The organism is Micromonospora sp. CP22 (assembly GCF_009712475.1).
Taxonomy (GTDB): domain Bacteria; phylum Actinomycetota; class Actinomycetes; order Mycobacteriales; family Micromonosporaceae; genus Micromonospora.
This window is the reverse complement of sequence record NZ_VCJO01000018.1, coordinates 42,440-60,330: the sequence shown is the minus strand read 5'-3', so window position 1 is coordinate 60,330 and position 17,891 is coordinate 42,440. Positions and strand designations below refer to the sequence as shown.

The window sequence follows — 17,891 nt, the reverse complement described above, 5'->3', positions numbered from 1 at the left end:
GCCCTTCCTTACTCCGCCATCGGGATGCGGACGTCGGTGTGGGGGGTGGGGTAGCCGGCGTCGACGTGCCGGATGACCCCCATCGCCGGGTCGTTGGTCAACACCCGCTCGATCTTCTGCCCGGCCAACGCGGTGCCGTCGGCCACACAGACCTGGCCCGCGTGGATGGACCGGCCGATGCCGACCCCACCGCCGTGGTGGATGGACACCCAGGACGCCCCGCTGGCGGTGTTGACCAGCGCGTTGAGTAGCGGCCAGTCGGCGATCGCGTCGGAGCCGTCGGCCATCGCCTCGGTCTCCCGGTACGGGCTGGCCACACTGCCGCAGTCGAGGTGGTCACGGCCGATCACCACCGGCGCGCTCAGCTCACCCGAGGCGACCATCTCGTTGAACCGTACGCCGGCGACGTCCCGCTCGCCGTAACCGAGCCAGCAGATGCGCGCGGGCAGCCCCTGGAAGGCGACCCGCTCACCGGCCATCCGGATCCACCGTGCCAGCGACTCGTTCTCCGGGAACAGCTCCAGGATCGCCCGGTCGGTGGCGGCGATGTCGGCGGGATCGCCGGAGAGCGCCGCCCACCGGAACGGGCCCTTGCCCGCACAGAACAACGGCCGGATGTACGCGGGCACGAAGCCGGGGAAGTCGAACGCCCGCCCGTACCCGCCGAGGCGGGCCTCGCCCCGGATCGAGTTGCCGTAGTCGAAGACCTCCGCGCCCGCGTCGAGGAACCCCACCATCGCCTCGACGTGCTTGGCCATCGACGCCCGCGCCCGGTCGGTGAACTCGGCCGGCTGGGCCGCCGCGTACTCCCGGGCGTCGGCCAGCTCGACCCCCTCCGGCAGGTACGACAGCGGATCGTGGGCGCTGGTCTGGTCGGTGACGATGTCGACCGGCACACCTCGGCGCAGTAGTTCCGGGAAGACGGTGGCGGCGTTGCCGACGACCCCGACGCTCAACGCCCGGCGCTCCCGTTTGGCGTCGAGCACCCGCCGTACCGCGTCGTCCAGGTCGTCGGCGATCTCGTCCAGGTAGCGGTCGTGCACCCGGCGGGCCAGCCGACTGCGGTCCACGTCCACGATCAGGCAGGCACCGCCGTTCATGGTGACCGCGAGCGGCTGCGCCCCACCCATGCCGCCACAACCGGCGGTGAGCGTCAAGGTGCCGGCCAGGGTGGCGTCGGCCTGCTGCCCGTCGACGCGGCCGGCGGCGAGCTTGGCCGCCACGGCGGCGAACGTCTCGTAGGTGCCCTGGAGGATGCCCTGGGTGCCGATGTAGATCCACGAGCCGGCGGTCATCTGCCCGTACATGGTGAGGCCGAGCTGCTCCAGGCGGCGGAACTCCGGCCAGGTGGCCCAGTCGCCCACCAGGTTCGAGTTGGCCAGCAGCACCCGTGGCGCCCACTCGTGGGTACGCATCACCCCGACCGGACGGCCCGACTGCACCAGCATCGTCTCGTCGTCGCGCAGCTCGGTCAGTGTCCGCACCAGGGCGTGGTACGAGGGCCAGTCCCGGGCGGCCCGGCCGGTGCCGCCGTACACGACGAGGTCGTCGGGACGCTCGGCGACCTCCGGGTCGAGGTTGTTCATCAACATCCGCAGGGCGGCCTCCTGCGGCCAGCCCCGAGCGGTACGTTCGGTGCCGCGCGCGGCCCGGACGGGGTTCGCGCCCGGTGTGACCTGGTCGGATCGCGTCATGGCGGATCTCCTCCTAACCGAGGAACAACTGTCGACGGGCCGCCGAGGCTTCGAACGCCTCCAGCCGCCGTTGGGTCTCGGCCGGGGCGGCGTCACAGATCGCCTGGAGCAGCACCATGGCCAGGGTCATCGGAGCGGTGTGCAGGTCGAACACGAGTTGCGCGCCGACCGCGGCGGACAGCACCACGTCGGCGTACTCGGTCGCCGGGCTCACCGGTGAGTCGGTGATCGCCACGACCGTGAGGTTCGCCTCGCGGGCCTCGCGCAGCGCCTCCAGGGTCTCCCGGGGGTAGCGCGGCAGCACGAACGCCAGCAGCGCCGCCGCCCCCGCCTCGGCGGCCTGCTCGATCCGGTCGGTGAGCAGGCTGCCGCCGTCGTCGAGCACCCGCACGTCGGGGTGCACCTTGGCGGCGAAGTACGCGAAGTAGGCGGCCAGCGGCGCGGCGGACCGCAGGCCGAGCACCGGCAGCGGCCGACTGGCCGCCAGCACCCGCCCGGTCTCGGCGATCCGCTCCCGGTCGGCCAACTGCCCGGCCAGCCGCTCCAGGTTGCCGATCTCCGCGCGTACCGCCTGCTGAAGCTCGTTGCCGACGGGCGCCGGACCGGGCGCGGCGGCGGTCAGTTCGCGCAGCCGACGACGCAGGGCCGGATAGCCGTCGTGGCCCAGCGCCACCGCGAACCGGGTGACCGACGGTTGGCTGACCCCGGCCAGCTCGGCCACCTCGGCGGCGGAGAGGTAGCCGATGGCGGCGGCGTGCTGCACCAGACAGTGCGCGATGCGCCGCTGCGTCGGGGTGAGCCGGACCCCGTCGAACAGGCCGACGACCCGCTCCGTCGACGCTACCGTAGCTCCCTCATTCACGCAGCGACTCTATGCATGAAAACTTTCACCTGGCAAGCGTCCCGTCACCATTCCACGATGGAGCGCTCTGACCTGCGAATATGAGCGCATCTCGCGGGCTGCGGGCCCGGCCAACTGGGCGGCGAGCGCCGGGTCGATAGGATCCCGCTCGGCGGTCGAGTAGAGGAGTGGGACATGCAACCGGACGGCCCCTACCGGTACACCCACATGCTGGGCGGGTCACCGGTCGGGAAGGCATGGGCCGCCGTCGACGGTCAGGGTCGGCTGGTCACCGTGGCCGTCCTTGACGCCACGGTCGCTGCCACTCCAGGCTGGCGAGAGGCATTCGCCGGCACCGCCAACAGTCTTGCCCAAGCGCCCGGCGGCGCGCCCTTCACGTACGCGGACTTCTCGGCCGCCGCCCCCTGGGTCGCGTACCCGGCGGAGGTGGGGCCGGCGCCAGAGAAGCTGTTCCGGGCGCTCGGCGTCGATTACCAGCCGGTTCCCTCGGCCGCTGCCCCGGCGTCCGGGCCATCCCAGCCGGTTTCGGGCGTCCCGCAGTCCGTCTCCGGACCGCCCGCACCGACCTCGGGCCCACCGGAGTCCGTCTCCGGTCCACCCCAGCCGGTCTCCGGGCCTCCCCAGCCGGTATCGGGCGGTCCTCAGTCAGTCTCCGGTCCACCCCAGCCGGTGCCGGGTGGACATCAGCCGGTTTCGGGCGCTCCCTTCCCCGGCCAGAGCACTCCGACCTCCGCGACCCCGCAGCCGCAGTGGCACGGGCCGGTGAGCCCGGCCCCGCTGCAACTGCCCACCTCGGGCCCGGTCTCCGGCGCGCCGCAGGGCCCGGTCTCCGGCGCGCCCACGTCGCCGGTCTCCGGAGCGGGTGGTGACGAATTCGGTCTGGACCCGTTCACCGCACCGGTACGACGGATCCAGCCCTCGGCGCGTCCCAAACGACGCACGGGCCTCTGGGTCGGCGTCGCCGCGCTCGCACTGGTGGCGGCCGTCGGTGCCGGTGCGGCCGTTTGGGCACTCACCGGCGACGATGACCCGGAGCCGCCGCTGACGGCACCGACCGGAGTCGAGAGCTCCGGCAGCGTTCCCAATCCCACTGAGGTCAACCCGGGGATCAAGCCGTGGGCGCAGGTCGCGCCATACAGTCCGGAAGAGCGTGCGCTGGCGATCGCCGCGCCCTCGCTGGTCTTCGTGGAGGCGGTGTTCACCGGATTCGTGCGGGAGGCCAAGTCCAACGTGCCGCTGAGCGCCACGCCCGTGACGTTCAAGAGGCGGTGCAGCGGCTTCGTGGCCAACCCGGACGGCCACGTGGTGACAAACGGTCAGTGTGTGCAGCCGAGCGCAGAGGTCGCCCGTGAACGCGCTCTGTACACGCTCGGTCGCATTCTCATCGAACAGAAGAAGCTTTCCGCCGACGAGCTGGACGAATACGTACGCAGCAAGATGGGGGCCACCACCTTCACGGGCGACCAGCCAGACGAAGCCCCGGCCACGCAGGTGTTCACCCAGTTCAACATCGCACGAGGTGACCTGACCGCCAGCCCTGCGGTGCCCGCGCAACTGGTGCATGTCCTCGCGGCGGACGGCGGCAACTTGGCGCTGCTCAAGGTTGCGCAGTCCGACCTGCCCACGGCGGAGGTCGACCCGGCGGCCAGTCCCGTTCCCGGCGCCGCCCTGCTGCTGATCGGTTACCAGACGGGGGACAGCGACTTCCGGGCAGCGACCTACACCGTGGAGTCCAAGCAGGTTCAGGTGTCGAGCACCGGGAAGCAGGGCACCGTCGAGGTGGCCCGGGTCAACGAGGACCTCGGCATCTACTCACACGGTGGCATCGCGATCGATGACCAAGGGCGGGTGGTCGGAGTCATCGACAACGACCGAGCGGTCAACGGTGGTGCGAACCGAGCCGTCGTGTCGGTGTCCGCCGTGACCGGGCTACTCGCCGAGAAGGGTGTCGAAAACGAGATCGCCGACGCCGACCGGGCCTACCGGAGCGGGCTCGACGCCTTTTTCGCCGGCCGCAGTGGCGATGCGATCGCGCAGTTCAACACGGTGGCCGAGACGTCGCCGACGAATCTCGTCGCCCAGGCATACCGGCAGAACGCCATCGACCGGAGTCGACTGGAGCAGGAGTCGTCCGACTCGTCGAACCTGGTGCCGATCCTGCTGGCCGGGCTCGGCGGCGCCCTGGTGGTCGGTCTGATCGGTGCGGCGGTGCTGGTGCTGCGCCGCCGGTCCACGTACTGACCGGCAGGCGCAGCCCGGATCGTCAGCGCGTGGAGTCGTCCCGTCCCCAGGCATCACGCGGATGACGGCGGGCACGCATCGCGGCAAGCAGAGTGATCGCGACATACACGATCGACGCAGGCGCAAGCCACGGTCGAGGCAGCACGACATGCCGCAGCCAGGACGAGGGCACGGACGCTCGAATCCCATCGTGGCTGGCGCGCAGCATGTTGTTGCCGGCCCGGACCCGGGCCAGGGTACGGACCAGGTCGCCGGTGCGCCGGGGGGCCTGCACGAAACTCGTCGCGGCTACCACCTCCCGCTTCTCTGCCGAGCTGAACTGCGAGTCGAGGAAGAGGTCGTCCGCGATCTGCTCCGGGAAGCGCTCGAAGCGTTCCCGGCCTGCGGCCGAGATCGCCATCGCGCCCCTACCGAACAGCGCGTCGGCGAAGATCGGAAGCCGCGTGTTGATCGCGTAGTAGGCCCGCACCGCGAGCGGTCGATGCTCGGTCACCATGGCCCGGCGGGGCATCACCGCGAGTGGTGGCCGGTCGCTGACGGAAAGCTCCCCCGCCATCGCGCGTAGGGCGCCGGGGGAGAGGACCACGTCCGCGTCGAGGTACACCCGGGGAAACGCGCGGGCAGCGGCGTCTCCCAGGTTCAGGGCGTTGGCCTTGCCCGGCTCGGCGACCTCGATCACCCGTACGCCCGGGCGTGCCGCTGCCACCTCCGCGGTGTCGTCGGTGCAGCCGTTGGCAACCACCACGATGTCCAGCTCGCCGGGTGCGGCATCGGCGAGCAGCGCGTCGAGGCAGCCGCCGATCACCGCAGCCTCGTTGTGGGCTGCGATCACCACGCTGATCATCGGTCGCTCCTGGCTCATCGCACCAGCCTCACCCGTTATGCGAGGTGTCGCCGACTACCTCGATCGGCGGACCACCATTGGTCGGCGTGCCTGTTCGCCTGGCACACACGGCCGTTCAGCTTGCCGGAGCCGGTCGGCCGGTCGCAAGCAGGCACCAGTGGGGTCGGCTTGCCGCCGGGTGAATTGCCCATGTCTATCCCTCTTCCATAGTGCGAGTCGTGACTGTGCTGCCGATCACAGCCGTTCGGGCAATCGGCCGGGACTCCGGAGGCAGTCAACCCGCTGGTATCGTCCTCGTGTTTTCCGAGGCAGCGCGGGGGCTGACCACAGTGGGCGCTGTAGTCGTGTTCCCCAGTCCCCGTCGTCACCGCGGCGGATACTGATGGGAGACGCACCCGCATGGGAAGCTTGACCGCTCTGGCTCGCTGGCCCTGGTCCCGGCAGCCTGACCAGAACGGTGCGGTATCCGCACATCTGCGGCTGGCACGCAACCTGGCGACCGCCGCGCTGGTGCTCGTCGCGGTCAAACCGCTGGCCGACATCGGCGAGGGCCGGGGAGACGGCCTCGACCTCGGTGCGCTGCTCACTGCCCTGGGGGCGGTGCTGATGGTGGCTGCCCTCGGAGTCTTCGCGCTCGGCTCCCGAAGACTGCCGCCTCGATCGCTGTTGCTGATAGGTGCCGGAATCGGGTTGCTGCTGGTCCTGTCCGTGGCCAGCTACCTGGCGGTGGACGCTCGGGCAGACCTGTTGGCGTCCTTCGACGTCCGGCGGTACTCGATCTACGGCCCGGCGCAGGAGGCGACGAGTGCGATACCCGCCGAGGCCATGCGACTGGTCGTCGGCTTCGCGCCGCTCGCCCTGATCGGCCTGATGCTGCTGCGCCCGGACTGGTTCTCCGTACGCCGTCTCGCGCTCGTCGCCGGAGTCGTGGTGCTCGGTGCGGTCGTGCACTCCGTTCTCGCCTGGTTGCAGGTCGCTGAGGTGATCCCCTACTCCTTCCACTTTGAACTCGCGGGGTGGCAGAAGATCGGCCGCGCCTCCGGCGGTTACTTCCATCCGATGTCCCTCGGCCGATTGCTGATGTTCTCGGTCTTCCTCGTCTACGTCCTGGGCGAACGGATGGGTGTTCCTGCCGCAGTGCGGTACGGGCTGATCGGGCTCTTCTTCGCCACGGGTGTCGTCTCGCTGCACCGCTTCACCATTCTGTGTCTGGTGCTGATCGTGGCGGTGTTCGAGCTGCGGAGGGTGCGCACGCTGGTCACGGCGCGTCGCCGGGGCAACGTGAACCGCCGGGGTGCGCTGGTCGCCGGTGGTGGAGTCGTCGTCCTGGCCACCCTGGTGGGCACGCTCTGGGGAGAGGCGATCTGGCGCAGGGCCGAGGTCGTCGTCACCGAGGTCGGTTCCATGGACGTGCGGTCCGACACCTTCATGCACGGCCGGGGAGCGATCTGGAACGACGTGGCGGAGATTCTCGGACGGGCCCCGATCGACGTGTGGCTGTTCGGCTTCGGTTACGAGCCCTGGGACATGCACAACGACCTGCTGCGGCTGATGATCGTCTGGGGGCTCGTCGGGGTGGTCGTGACCGCGGCGATCCTTGTGGCGACGTACCGGATCGTCCGGGGCCGCGCGGATCGTTCGCACCGGACGGCGTTGTTGGTGCTCTTCGCCATCCTGGTCATCTTCGGTCTCACCCAGAAGCCGCTGGCGTACCCGTACTTCCTCTGGCTCTTCTTCTTCGGACAGATGGTGATACTCGCACTCGCCCCCGCTGAGCCGGACGACGCCAGAGAGGCATCGTCCGCTGTGACCGAGCCGGCGGCGGCGTGAGGCCGCCGTCGTCCGCCGAGGTGCGCGGACACGATCAGAAGCAGCAGCCCCGTGACCTCGTCCACAGGCCAGTGGAGCACGACGAGTCCGAGGACCGAGGCGAAAGCGTGGTGCGGCCCACCTTCACGGTCTGCATCGTGGTGCGCGACCGCGCCGTGTTGCTCGTCAACGCGGTGCGTAGCGTGCTCGCCAACACCTTCGAAGACTTCGAGCTGGTGGTCGTGGACGACGGCTCACGAGTACCGGTGACGACCGTGCTGGCAGAGGCGAAACTTGCCGGCGACCACCGGGTGCGGGTGGTGTCACAACCCCCGACCGGGATCGCCGAGGCACGTAACCTGGGCCTGCGCACCGCGACGGGTCGGTACCTGACCGTGCTGGACTCCGACGACGAACTGACCCCTGACGCGCTCGCCCACCTGCACCGGCTGCTCTCCGCGACCGGTGGTAGCTGGGTGTACGCCGACTACACCGAGGTCAGTCGTGGTTCCGGCCGGCTGATTCGGCTGCCTGAGTACGCCTCGCCGCAGCGGATGCTGGTCGGGGTCCTGACCCGGCCTCGGTTGCCGTTCAAGCACTCCGGCACGACCATCGACCGCCGTCTGCTGGACCGGATCGGCGGGTACGACGAGAGCTTCCGGCTCTTCGAGGACATCGAACTGATGCTGCGAGCGTTGAAGTCCGGCGTACACCCCTGTCACCTGGCCCATCCCATCGTCCGTTTCCACCGGCATGACGGCAACGTGACCAGGGGCAGACTCGCCGGTCTGGTCTTCTGGTTCCGCCTGATCGAGATGTACCGGCCGGTGCGGTGGCCGGGTGTGGGGCTGGCCTTCAAGGCTTTGCGTACGTTGAGCGAGACGGGCAAGTGGCTTGTCACCCTCGGCCGCTGATCGACTGACTGGTGAGCGACCGCGGCAGCGAGCCGCCGCCCCGAACCGTCTCGTCCGGATCCTCGTAAACCTGGGCATGTTGGGTCTGAGTCAGGTCGGTGTCACCGTCGCCGCGTTCTGCGCGCAGATCCTGCTGGCCCGCACCCTTCCGCAGAGCGCCTTCGGCACGTTCAGCGCGGCCCTGGCTGTCATGGCGTTGGCCGCACCGCTGGTGGTCTTCGGCGTCTCCGAACTGTGGTTGCAACGATTCGGGCTGGAGGGCCACGCGGCCAGGCGCTGGGTGCGACCGTCATTGCGGCTCGTCGGGAGTATCTGTGTCGGGGTGCTCGCCGCGGCGGTCCTGTGGAGCCTCGTCGGGAGCGCGGAACCCGACACGACGACGGTCCGCATGCTGCTCCCCAGTGTCATCGTCGCCCAGGTCGGACTGACCCTGGTGGCATCGGCGCAACAGCTGCGCGGTGACTACCGAGGGCTGTCGGTACTTCAGGTGGCACCGCACGTCGGACGAGTGCTGGTGGTGTTCGCCGCCTGGGCCATCGGGCTGTCAGTGGTGGATGTCGCAGCGGGTTACGCCGTCGTCGCACTGCTCACCGTGGTCGCCTGCGTCAGGGTGCTGCGACCGTTCGTCGCCGGCACGGCGCAGTTGGAGGGGCATCAGAGCACCGAGGTCACGGCGATCACCGACGTTCCGGTGAGTCGCGTGGTCGGGGCCGCCACCCCGTTCGTCCTGGGCAACGTGTTCTACCTGATGGGCATCTATCTCGGGACCGTCGTCGCAGCCGAGGTGCTGGGTACGGAGGCTGCCGCGGTGCTGGCCGTACCGATGGCGGTGCTCACTGCGGCGTATCTGGTCCCAAGGGTCGTGTACCAGCAGTACTTTCTGGCCAAGCTGCACCGGTGGGCCCATGGTGACCGGGACGCGGTGCTGCTGGCGTACCGGTTCGGCACGTCCGGCATGATCGCGCTAGGGATCCTTGTCGCGGCGCTGGTCGCGCTCGGCGGGCAGCTGCTACCGGTCCTGCTCGGGGCCGAGTACGGCGACTCGGCGGCGGTGCTGGCGCTGCTGGCCCTGGCCATACCCTTCCGGTTCGGCGGTGCCGCGGTGGCCGCCTTGCTCACCAGCGGCGGTTTGCTTCGCCGGAAGGTGGTCCAGCAAGGAATTGGCGCCCTGGTGCTGCTGGCGGCCCTCGCTGTAGCCACCCCGCTGTGGGGGTTGCGTGGCACCGCCTCCGCCACGGTGGTGGCCGAGGCGGTGCTCTGTGTGCTGTTCTGGGTCACGGTCCGGCGCCGCGTCGTGCGCGGCGCGGATCTGCCGTCGTGGCGCGATCTGCGTCAGCGTCTGACGAGGGGGATTCCGAGTGCGTCCTGAAGCCGATCTCGCTGCTCGGCGGCCACTCGTCGTCGGCTACTACGGGATGGAGAACGTCGGCGACAACGCCTTCTGTGTGGTGATCGACTGGGCCAGTCGGATCTACTGGGGTAGCGAACGACCCGTGTTCGCGGCACCACCCATGGTGGACCTGCCGCCCGAGCTCACTGGGATGAACCCACGCTGGTACCGGTCTCGCAGTGTGCCGGACCGCGTGGGGTGGGTGTTGAACAAGGCTGCGTTGTTGCGCGACTCCTCGATGGTCGTCTTCGGTGGTGGCTCGGTCTTCCGGGACATGGGGCCGCTCAGCGAGAAGCGACTGTTCACCCTCTTCTCCCGTCTCTCCGGACATCCGATGGCCGCGATCGGCGTCTCCGTCGGGCCGTTCCTGTCGCCTGCGGCGCAGCGGCGACTGCTGGAGGTGCTCCGCCAGGTCGAGTTCATCGGCGTACGCGACCAGGCGTCCGCGGAACTCCTCCGGAGTGCGGGACATCCCGGAGCGCTGGTCGCCGCCGGAGACCTCGCAGGGCTGCTGCCAGAAGCGCTCGGGGAGCGCCTGCCGCCGCAGTCTGGTCCGGTGTCGGGGTCCCGGGCGAGACTGGGCGTGACGTTGCTCGGGGTCGACTACGAGGCTGCTGCTCCGCAGGTACGGCGGCGCGAAGACGCCCTGATCGACGGGGTACGCGAACTGGTGCACAGGGAACCGGTGGACGTGACGGTATTCGTCTTCAACACTCACCCCGTACACGGGGACGAGCGGGTCAGCGAACGCCTTCGCCGTGCCCTCGACGGGCGTTGCGATGTCCGTGTGGTGACCGCCCGGGACGGCGTGCGAGCGTGCTGGGACGAGATGAAGCGCTGCGACCTCGGCCTTCATATGCGGCTGCACGGGGCCGTCTTCGCGTACCTGGCAGGCGTTCCGTTCGCTCTCGTTCCGTACCAACAGAAGTGCGATGATTTCCTGGACGACATCGGCCAGCCGGACTCGCGACGACTGGTTCGGGTGCCGGAGGATCCGGTCGAGGTGACGAAGGTGCTGGCCGACATGATCAACGATCAGGCGGTCCCACGGCTGGCTCGGGAGGAGTTCGCCGAGCGTGCGCGGTGGAACTTCACCCGGGCGCCCTGGGCGCTCGCCGGATCGGCGCGGACGTGATCGACCAGATCCCCACCCGGAGCGACGTTGCGCGGCAACCCGCGAACTCGGTGCGGCCACCTCCCGGCTGGCCCGGAACGCTCCGGCTAGCTGCCGTGCTGGTGTCACTGGCGGTGGTGATCGCAGCGCTCTTGGCGGCCGGTTTCGCGCTGGTGGTCAAGTCGCGCGGTGGTGAGGCGGCCGGAGCGGCCGACGCGCAGCCGGTGGCATCCGAGCCGGCGGCACCGGGCCGCAAGACTCTCCGGGAACTGACGCCGCCGGGAATGCGGATCGGCTCGGCAGTCGATGGTCGCAGCCTCAGCCTGGATCCGGCCTACAGTTCGCTGCTCGGTGCCGAGTTCAACGCCGTGACCACCGAGAACGCCATGAAGTGGCGGAACCTGGAGCCACTGCCCGGTGTGTACGCGTGGCCCGGCGCGGATCAGCTGATCGAGTTCGCCGAGCGCCACGGTCAGGCGGTGTACGGGCATACCCTCGTGTGGCACAGCGATGTGCCGACCTGGGTGTCGCCGGACTGGCCGGCGGAGCGGCTCCGGACGGAACTGCGGGACCACGTGACCGAGGTCGTGTCCCGTTACCGGGGCCGGGTGTGGGCCTGGGATGTCGTCAACGAGGTACTGGACGAGGACGGTTCGCTGCGGGAGACACTGTTCCTACGCAAGCTGGGTCGCAGGTACATCGCCGACGCATTCCGCTGGGCGCACGCGGCCGACCCTGGAGCGCGCCTGTTCATCAACGATTACGGCATCGAGGGGCGCACCAGGAAGGCCGACGCTCTACTTAAGCTGGTGAAGGAACTGCGCCGCGAAGGGGTGCCAGTGGACGGTGTGGGATTCCAGAGCCATATCGCCTGGGACCAGCCACCCCGCGATCTCACCGGGAACCTGCGTCGCTTCGCGGACGTGGGAGTGTCGGTGGCGATCACCGAGCTTGACGTCAGGGTCGAGCTTCCGACGACGCCAGAGAAGCTCGAGCGGCAGGCGGCGGTCTACCGGCAGGTGCTGAGGTCGTGCCTCACGGTGCCGGCGTGTGTGTCCTTCACCGTGTGGGGCTTCACCGACGCACGTAGCTGGATACCCGGCTACCACCGCGGGTATGGCGCGGCCTGCCTCTTCGATGGCAATCTCGCGCCGAAACCCGCTCACCAGGCGTTGATCGACGAACTCGGTAGGCATGCCGGCACCGACAGGGCCAGCCCTACCACCAACTGAACCTCGTCCGGAATCCAGGGCAGACGTTCCCGCCGTCCTTGCTGCCTCGCATATGAGGTCCGGTGAAAGGAAGATCGTGTCCGCGCACACTCAGATCCTGGCGACCGTCGTACCCTCGCCGAGGTTCGACCCGGACCTCGGCGTGATCACACCGCCGTCGAACGGGATGCCGCGTTCAGTGTTCGGCCGTCCGGTCGCCCCACGGGCGAAGTGGCGACGTCGGTACGCGGCCTGCCTGGTCGTACTCGACTTCGTCGCCGCGGTGGCGGCGAGTCGAACGGTTGTGGCGCTCTTCGAGGACGCTGACGCCGGGTTCTGGGACGAGCGGGTCCTCGGTGACGCGGTGACCACCTTTGCGTTGGTGGCAAACCTCGGCGTACCCCTGCTGTGGTTGACGATCCTGGCTGGCGCCGGCGCGTACGACCGGCGGGCCCTCGGCCGTGGCACCGAGGAACTCAACCGGGTGGTGCGGGCCAACATCGCCATGGCCGCCGCCGTCTCCTTCCTCGCTCTCGGCTTCAAGAAGGACGTCTCCCGGGCGACAGTCGCCGCCATCATCGTGGGTCTGCTGGTCTACACGGTGTTCGTGCGGTTCGTGGCCCGGGTCGTGTTGCGGCGGATCCGCCGGGTGCACCAGCGGGCCTCCCAGAAGGTGCTGCTGGTCGGGCGGTTGGCTGACGCGTTGGCCGTGCACGAGGTGGTCACCCGCAACGCGGGTGCGGGGCTGCGACCGGTCGCCATTCACCTGCCGCAGCATCCGCGAGCGGGCGAGCGCGTCAACGCGCCGGTGCCGGTGTACGTGGGCTGGGACCTGGTCCCGCTGGTGCAGCAGTTGCGTGCGGACACCATCGTCGTCTGTGGGCCGGCCAGCCTGGAGTCGTACGAGTTGCGCAAGCTGGCCTGGCAGCTTGAGGGGACCGGTCTCGACCTGGTGGTGGTGCCCCAGGTCACCGACGTCACCGGGCCGCGTATCCATGTCCGGCCGATCGAGGGACTGCCGCTGCTCAACGTTGAGGAACCCACCATCTCCGGGTTGTCTCTCCTGGCCAAGAGCGTCATGGATCGGGTGGCCGCGCTGGTCGGACTGATCGTGCTGAGCCCGCTTCTGGCCGGTATCGCGCTGGCTATCAAGCTGACCGACCCCGGCCCGGTGCTGTTCCGCCAGACTCGCATCGGCCATCAGGGCAAGGCATTCAAGGTGTGGAAGTTCCGCACCATGTACACCGACGCCGAGCAGCGCCTGGAAGCCCTGCGCGACCGCAACGAGAGCGACGGCCTACTGTTCAAGATCAAAGATGATCCCCGGGTCACTCCGATCGGTCGACACCTGCGCGGGCTGTCACTGGACGAGTTGCCACAACTGGTCAACGTGCTGATGGGGCAGATGTCGCTGGTGGGTCCTCGGCCACTGCCCACCGAGGACGACGACTACCAGGGCGACGTGCGCCGGCGACTGCTGGTGCGACCGGGCATCACCGGACTGTGGCAGATCTCCGGACGCTCGGATCTCAGTTGGGACGACGCCGTCCGCCTGGACCTGCACTACGTCGACAACTGGTCGCTCATCTACGACCTGGGCATCCTGTGGCGAACGGTCAGGGTGGTCCTTGCCCGGCGCGGCGCCTACTGAGCGGTGCCGGACCGAGCACGTCCGCGGCCCGCCACCCGCCTACGTGGCGGGTGGCGTGGCGTCGGACTACCTCCGATCGGCACGGGCGATGATCTCCTGGGCCGCGTCGTCGCGAACCGCCTCGTAGAGGGCGCGGGACCGTTCCAGGTCGGCGAAGACCACGCTTTCCGACCCGACCCGTCCGGTGCCCTTCGTCGGGGTGGTCAGGAAGAACAGGTTTCCGCTGCGCAGGTTGCGGTTCTCGGTGGCCATGTCCAGCAGGGAGAGATCCCGGTCGACGGACAGACTGTCCGAGGTGGCTTGTAGGAAGGAGTTGAGCTTCGCCGGGTTGGTGAGCAGGCCGCCTGAGGTGGCCTTCTCCATGATTGCCCGGATCACCTGCTGCTGGTGCCTGATGCGGGCGAAATCCCCGTCCGGGAACTGCTTGCGCTGGCGTGCGTAGTCCAGAGCCGTCGCGCCGTCCATCCGCTGTGATCCCTTCCGGAAGGTGCGGAAAGGCGGGTGGATGGATGTGAACTCCTTCTCCGAGTCGATCTCGATGCCGCCGAGGGCGTCGATGATCTCTTTGAATCCGGCGAAGTCGACCATCACCACATGGTCGACGCGTACCTTGGTGAACTGCTCCACGGTCTGCACCATCAGCGGCACGCCACCCCAGGCATAGGCCGCGTTGATCTTCGCGTCGCGACCGCCCCGGCCTTCCTTCGATCGAGGTACCGGAACCCAGGTGTCCCGGGGGATGGAGATGAGCTGTGCGCTGGAGCGGTCCTTGGGTAGATGGGCCAGGATGATCGTGTCGGCTCGGGAACCACCGGTGCTCTCCGGGTCGCGGGAGTCACTGCCCAGTACCAGGATGTTCACCGCACCGGTCGCCACGACCTCCGGCCGGGTCTCCTCCGGCACGCCGTCGAACGCGTCGACTCGCTCGATATCGGACTCCATCGAGCGTAGGTACAGCCCGGCAGCCACCGTTCCGCCGACACCGACCAGCGCAAGCACCAGCAGGCCGATCAGCGTGAACCGGAGCCACCGGCGTCGCCGCACAGGCTGCGGTGCGGTGTCCTCCGCGTTCGTCTCCGTAACCTCGGTGCCCCCCGACGGCGGGGTGTCCGCCGAGTTCCCCGCCTGCTCACCACTTGACATGCCGGTGATGCTACTGATTTCACGTTTCGGGCGTGCACCCGCAGGTCGGGCCGCACCCCACCACTGGTGTGAAGTGGACCCGCGTCGTCGCCATCACGTCTGGTTGGAAGTAGATTGCCCGATTGCGCATCAGACGAGGTATTCAACGAGTTGCCTGGTGGTGAGGCGCGAGAGTCACCCAACTGGCTCCCTGGGTCTGGTAGAACGCAGCGGTGGATGCCGTCAAGCTGCGGCGGGCGATCGCCCGCACCCGCCTCGCCTCCGTCGCCGCTTTCCCGAAGCGCCTGGTCACTGTCGCCCGGCACGACGCGAAGGTGCTGCGCACCTCGGCTCGCTGGCTGGTGGCCTCGCGGGAGCATCACAACTACACGTATGAGCTGACCAAGCTCAGTCGTAACCATCTCGCCTGGTTCGTCAGTGTGGTCTGCGAACTGCCGGTCAAGCAGGTCCGTGGGTACCTCAACGAGATCGAGTCGGACGACGCGTTGCGGGAGCACATCCGTTCGACGATCGCGGGCGCGGCCCGGCGTGGTCTGGCCGACCAGCAGGTCCGGTACGCCCGCCGCATCGGTTGGTACGCCATCGTCCGGGCTCGGCGACCGAAGCACATCGTGGAGACCGGCGTCGACAAGGGGCTGGGCAGTTGCGTACTGGCCGCCGCGCTGCTGCGCAATGCCGCCGAGGGGCACCCCGGTCGGGTCAGTTCCATCGACATCAACCCCGAGGCCGGGTATCTAGCCCGCACCGCGCCCTGGTCGGAGGTGATCGACCTGGTGATCGGCGACTCGGTCGAGTCGATCACCGCGCTGGACCGGCCGGTCGACCTGTTCCTGCACGACAGTGACCACAGCCGTGCCTACGAGCGGCGCGAGTTCGCCGCGGTCGAGCCGAAGTTGGCTCCGGGGGCGATGCTGCTCACCGACAACGTCACCCACACCAATGTGCTGGCCGAGCACGCGGAGCGCACCGGGCGGCGGTTCCTCGCCTATCGGGAGACCCCGGCGAACCACTGGTACCCCGGGGACGGCATCGGCGTGGCATGGTGACCGGGTGCGGTTGAGCGGGATCAGCACCTATCCGGTGAAGGGCTGTCACGGCCTGGTGCACGACGAGGCCGGGGTACGGCCGTGGGGCCTGGACGGGGACCGACGCTGGATGCTCGTCGACGACGAGGGAATCGGCATCACCCAGCGTGACCTCGCGTCGCTGGTCCGGGTGCACGCCCGGCCCGGCCCCGAGGGGCTGCTGTTGCACGCCGACGGCCATTCCGACCTGGTGGTGCCGGAGCCGACCGACGTCACGCCGGTGCCGGTGCGGACCTTTCGGCGGCGGGTGCTGCGGGTCGACGCGTTGCCTGCCGGTCCGGTCGCCGACGCCTGGTTCACCGACGTGCTCGGTCGGCCGGTCCGGCTGGTTCGGCTCGCCCGGCCGGCTCGGCACATCCCCCGGGGCGAGAGGGAGTACGACCCCGGTGACCAGGTCAGCTTCGCCGACGCGTACCCGGTGTTGTTGACCAACACGGCGTCGCTGGCCGCGCTCGGCGACTGGCTCGACGCGAGCGGTGCCCAGCCGGTGCCGATGACCCGCTTCCGGCCCAACCTGGTGGTCGACGGTGCTGCCGCCTGGGCGGAGGACGACTGGCCCGGACGCGGCCTACGCATCGGAGGAGTCCGGTTCCGCGCCGCCGGTCCGTCGGCACGCTGCCTGGTCATCACCACCGACCAGGAGACCGGGGTACGCGGCCGTGAGCCGTTGCGTACCCTCGCCCGGCACCGCAACATCGGTCGGAAGCTCCTGTTCGGACTCAACCTGGTGCCGCTGGAGGCGGGCCGGGTGCGGCTCGGTGACCCGGTGGAGCTGCTCGACTGACCGGGGTGGCGACGCGCCGCCGCGACGAACCTCTTCATTAGCTTTCGCTTAGCTCGCTTGTTCGGGCGGCTGACGCTCGGGCAGCATGTCTGCACGTGACCGACGGAACCGACGGCCCTGCCGCCCAGACTCCGATCCGGCGTTTTCCACCGCGTCGTTGGTTGGCTGGCGGGGCCGTCGCCGTGCTCGCCACGGTCGTCGGGCTCAGCCTCGCTCTCCAGTCCGGTGCCGCTCCGGCCTGCGCCGCACTGGTCCGTCCCGCTGTCGCGCTGCCGGCCGCCGACGTGCTGCTCGCTCCGCCGGCCGCCGGCACCCTCCACAAGGGAAAGGCGACCTTCTACGACTCGAAGGGCGCGGGCGGGAACTGCTCCTACCCCGCCGCACCGGCCGACCGGCGGTACGTCGCGCTCGGCCCCTCGGAGTACGCCGACGGTGCCGCCTGCGGCGGGTATCTCGACGTGACCGGGCCGAAGGGCACGGTGCGGGTGATGGTGATGGACCAGTGCCCCGAGTGCCCGCCCGGCCACATCGACCTGTCCCGGGAGGCTTTCGCCCGCATCGCCGACCCGGTCCAGGGTGTCGTCGACGTCAGCCACCGCTTGGTGGTCGACCCGCCGCTGTCCGGCCCGCTCACCTTCCGGATCAAGGAGGGCGCGTCGCAGTGGTGGTTCGCGGTGCTGGTCGCCGGGCACGGCAACCCGCTGCGCTCGGTCGAGGTGCGCCAGGGCAGTTCGGGTGCGTGGCGGTCAGCGGCTCGGGAGAGCTACAACTACTGGTTGATCGACTCCGGGGCCGGGCCGGGCCCGTACCAGATCCGGGTGACCGACACCCGGGGCCACCGGGTCACCGCCACCGGCATCAAGATGGCGCCGGGCCAGGTGCAGCGCAGCTCCGTCCGGATGTACGGGGGCGGTTCCAGTGGGTCGGTCGCGGCTACCAGTTCACCGTCGGCGCGTCCGTCACCGTCGGCCAGCGCGTCGACCCGTGCCTCGGCCCGGCCGACGCCGTCGGCCACGGTGACGGACGGTGCGACCGCCTCGGCCGAGCCGAGCGCGGTCGAGGCGGTCGCTGCTGCCCCCGCCCCCTCACCCGGCTGCGGCTGAGATCGTGGCCGGGCTTTCGACAACCTGGGGAGCCGGTCTGGCAGGG

The 17,891-nt window shown here is 69.6% G+C and carries 14 protein-coding genes; 10 read left to right on the top strand and 4 right to left on the bottom strand.

What is annotated here, in order from left to right; translation table 11 throughout:
- Nucleotides 1-8: 8 nt before the first annotated feature.
- On the bottom strand, nucleotides 9-1,694 hold the full coding sequence (locus tag FF096_RS22440; protein WP_155221525.1) for a urocanate hydratase: 1,686 nt from the start codon (nucleotides 1,692-1,694) through the stop codon (nucleotides 9-11).
- A gap of 13 nt (nucleotides 1,695-1,707) precedes the next feature.
- The gene (locus tag FF096_RS22435; protein WP_309223775.1) at nucleotides 1,708-2,556 is read right to left on the bottom strand and encodes a MurR/RpiR family transcriptional regulator; all 849 of its coding nucleotides are present in this window, start codon (nucleotides 2,554-2,556) and stop codon (nucleotides 1,708-1,710) included.
- A 174-nt stretch (nucleotides 2,557-2,730) separates the two neighbouring features.
- Between FF096_RS22435 and FF096_RS22430 the strand changes: the two genes are divergently transcribed.
- Nucleotides 2,731-4,797: a trypsin-like peptidase domain-containing protein gene (locus FF096_RS22430; protein WP_155221524.1), complete on the top strand. Its 2,067-nt coding sequence runs from the start codon at nucleotides 2,731-2,733 to the stop codon at nucleotides 4,795-4,797.
- A 22-nt stretch (nucleotides 4,798-4,819) separates the two neighbouring features.
- Here the strand turns inward: FF096_RS22430 and FF096_RS22425 are convergent, their stop codons facing one another.
- Nucleotides 4,820-5,659: a glycosyltransferase family 2 protein gene (locus FF096_RS22425; protein WP_230462854.1), complete on the bottom strand. Its 840-nt coding sequence runs from the start codon at nucleotides 5,657-5,659 to the stop codon at nucleotides 4,820-4,822.
- Nucleotides 5,660-6,040: 381 nt separating this feature from the next.
- Here FF096_RS22425 and FF096_RS22420 point away from each other — a divergent pair, with 381 nt between their 5' ends.
- The 6 genes from FF096_RS22420 to FF096_RS22395 all read left to right on the top strand — a co-directional run bounded on the left by FF096_RS22420 (nucleotide 6,041) and on the right by FF096_RS22395 (nucleotide 13,730).
- The gene (locus FF096_RS22420; protein ID WP_196222613.1) at nucleotides 6,041-7,471 is read left to right on the top strand and encodes a hypothetical protein; all 1,431 of its coding nucleotides are present in this window, start codon (nucleotides 6,041-6,043) and stop codon (nucleotides 7,469-7,471) included.
- Between the two features lie 107 nt (nucleotides 7,472-7,578).
- Nucleotides 7,579-8,364 (top strand): glycosyltransferase, encoded by a 786-nt coding sequence (locus tag FF096_RS22415; RefSeq protein ID WP_155221522.1) that lies wholly within the window; start codon nucleotides 7,579-7,581, stop codon nucleotides 8,362-8,364.
- A gap of 76 nt (nucleotides 8,365-8,440) precedes the next feature.
- Nucleotides 8,441-9,733 (top strand): lipopolysaccharide biosynthesis protein, encoded by a 1,293-nt coding sequence (locus tag FF096_RS22410; RefSeq protein WP_155221521.1) that lies wholly within the window; start codon nucleotides 8,441-8,443, stop codon nucleotides 9,731-9,733.
- A complete protein-coding gene (locus FF096_RS22405; protein WP_155221520.1) occupies nucleotides 9,723-10,889 on the top strand; it encodes a polysaccharide pyruvyl transferase family protein in 1,167 nt (388 codons plus the stop codon). Before FF096_RS22410 ends, FF096_RS22405 begins: the two co-directional genes overlap by 11 nt.
- Before the next feature lie 263 nt (nucleotides 10,890-11,152).
- On the top strand, nucleotides 11,153-12,100 hold the full coding sequence (locus FF096_RS22400) for an endo-1,4-beta-xylanase (RefSeq protein WP_155221519.1): 948 nt from the start codon (nucleotides 11,153-11,155) through the stop codon (nucleotides 12,098-12,100).
- 166 nt (nucleotides 12,101-12,266) lie between these two features.
- A complete protein-coding gene (locus FF096_RS22395; RefSeq protein WP_230462860.1) occupies nucleotides 12,267-13,730 on the top strand; it encodes a sugar transferase in 1,464 nt (487 codons plus the stop codon).
- Nucleotides 13,731-13,796: 66 nt separating this feature from the next.
- Here the strand turns inward: FF096_RS22395 and FF096_RS22390 are convergent, their stop codons facing one another.
- Complete coding sequence (locus FF096_RS22390) at nucleotides 13,797-14,873, bottom strand: LCP family protein (RefSeq protein ID WP_155221517.1); 1,077 nt, start codon at nucleotides 14,871-14,873, stop codon at nucleotides 13,797-13,799.
- Nucleotides 14,874-15,085: 212 nt separating this feature from the next.
- Between FF096_RS22390 and FF096_RS22385 the strand changes: the two genes are divergently transcribed.
- The 3 genes from FF096_RS22385 to FF096_RS22375 all read left to right on the top strand — a co-directional run bounded on the left by FF096_RS22385 (nucleotide 15,086) and on the right by FF096_RS22375 (nucleotide 17,845).
- A complete protein-coding gene (locus FF096_RS22385; RefSeq protein ID WP_309223774.1) occupies nucleotides 15,086-15,919 on the top strand; it encodes a class I SAM-dependent methyltransferase in 834 nt (277 codons plus the stop codon).
- A gap of 4 nt (nucleotides 15,920-15,923) precedes the next feature.
- Complete coding sequence (locus FF096_RS22380) at nucleotides 15,924-16,742, top strand: MOSC domain-containing protein (RefSeq protein WP_309223773.1); 819 nt, start codon at nucleotides 15,924-15,926, stop codon at nucleotides 16,740-16,742.
- Between the two features lie 95 nt (nucleotides 16,743-16,837).
- Nucleotides 16,838-17,845 (top strand): expansin EXLX1 family cellulose-binding protein, encoded by a 1,008-nt coding sequence (locus FF096_RS22375; protein WP_309223772.1) that lies wholly within the window; start codon nucleotides 16,838-16,840, stop codon nucleotides 17,843-17,845.
- The last annotated feature ends 46 nt before the right edge of the window (nucleotides 17,846-17,891 follow it).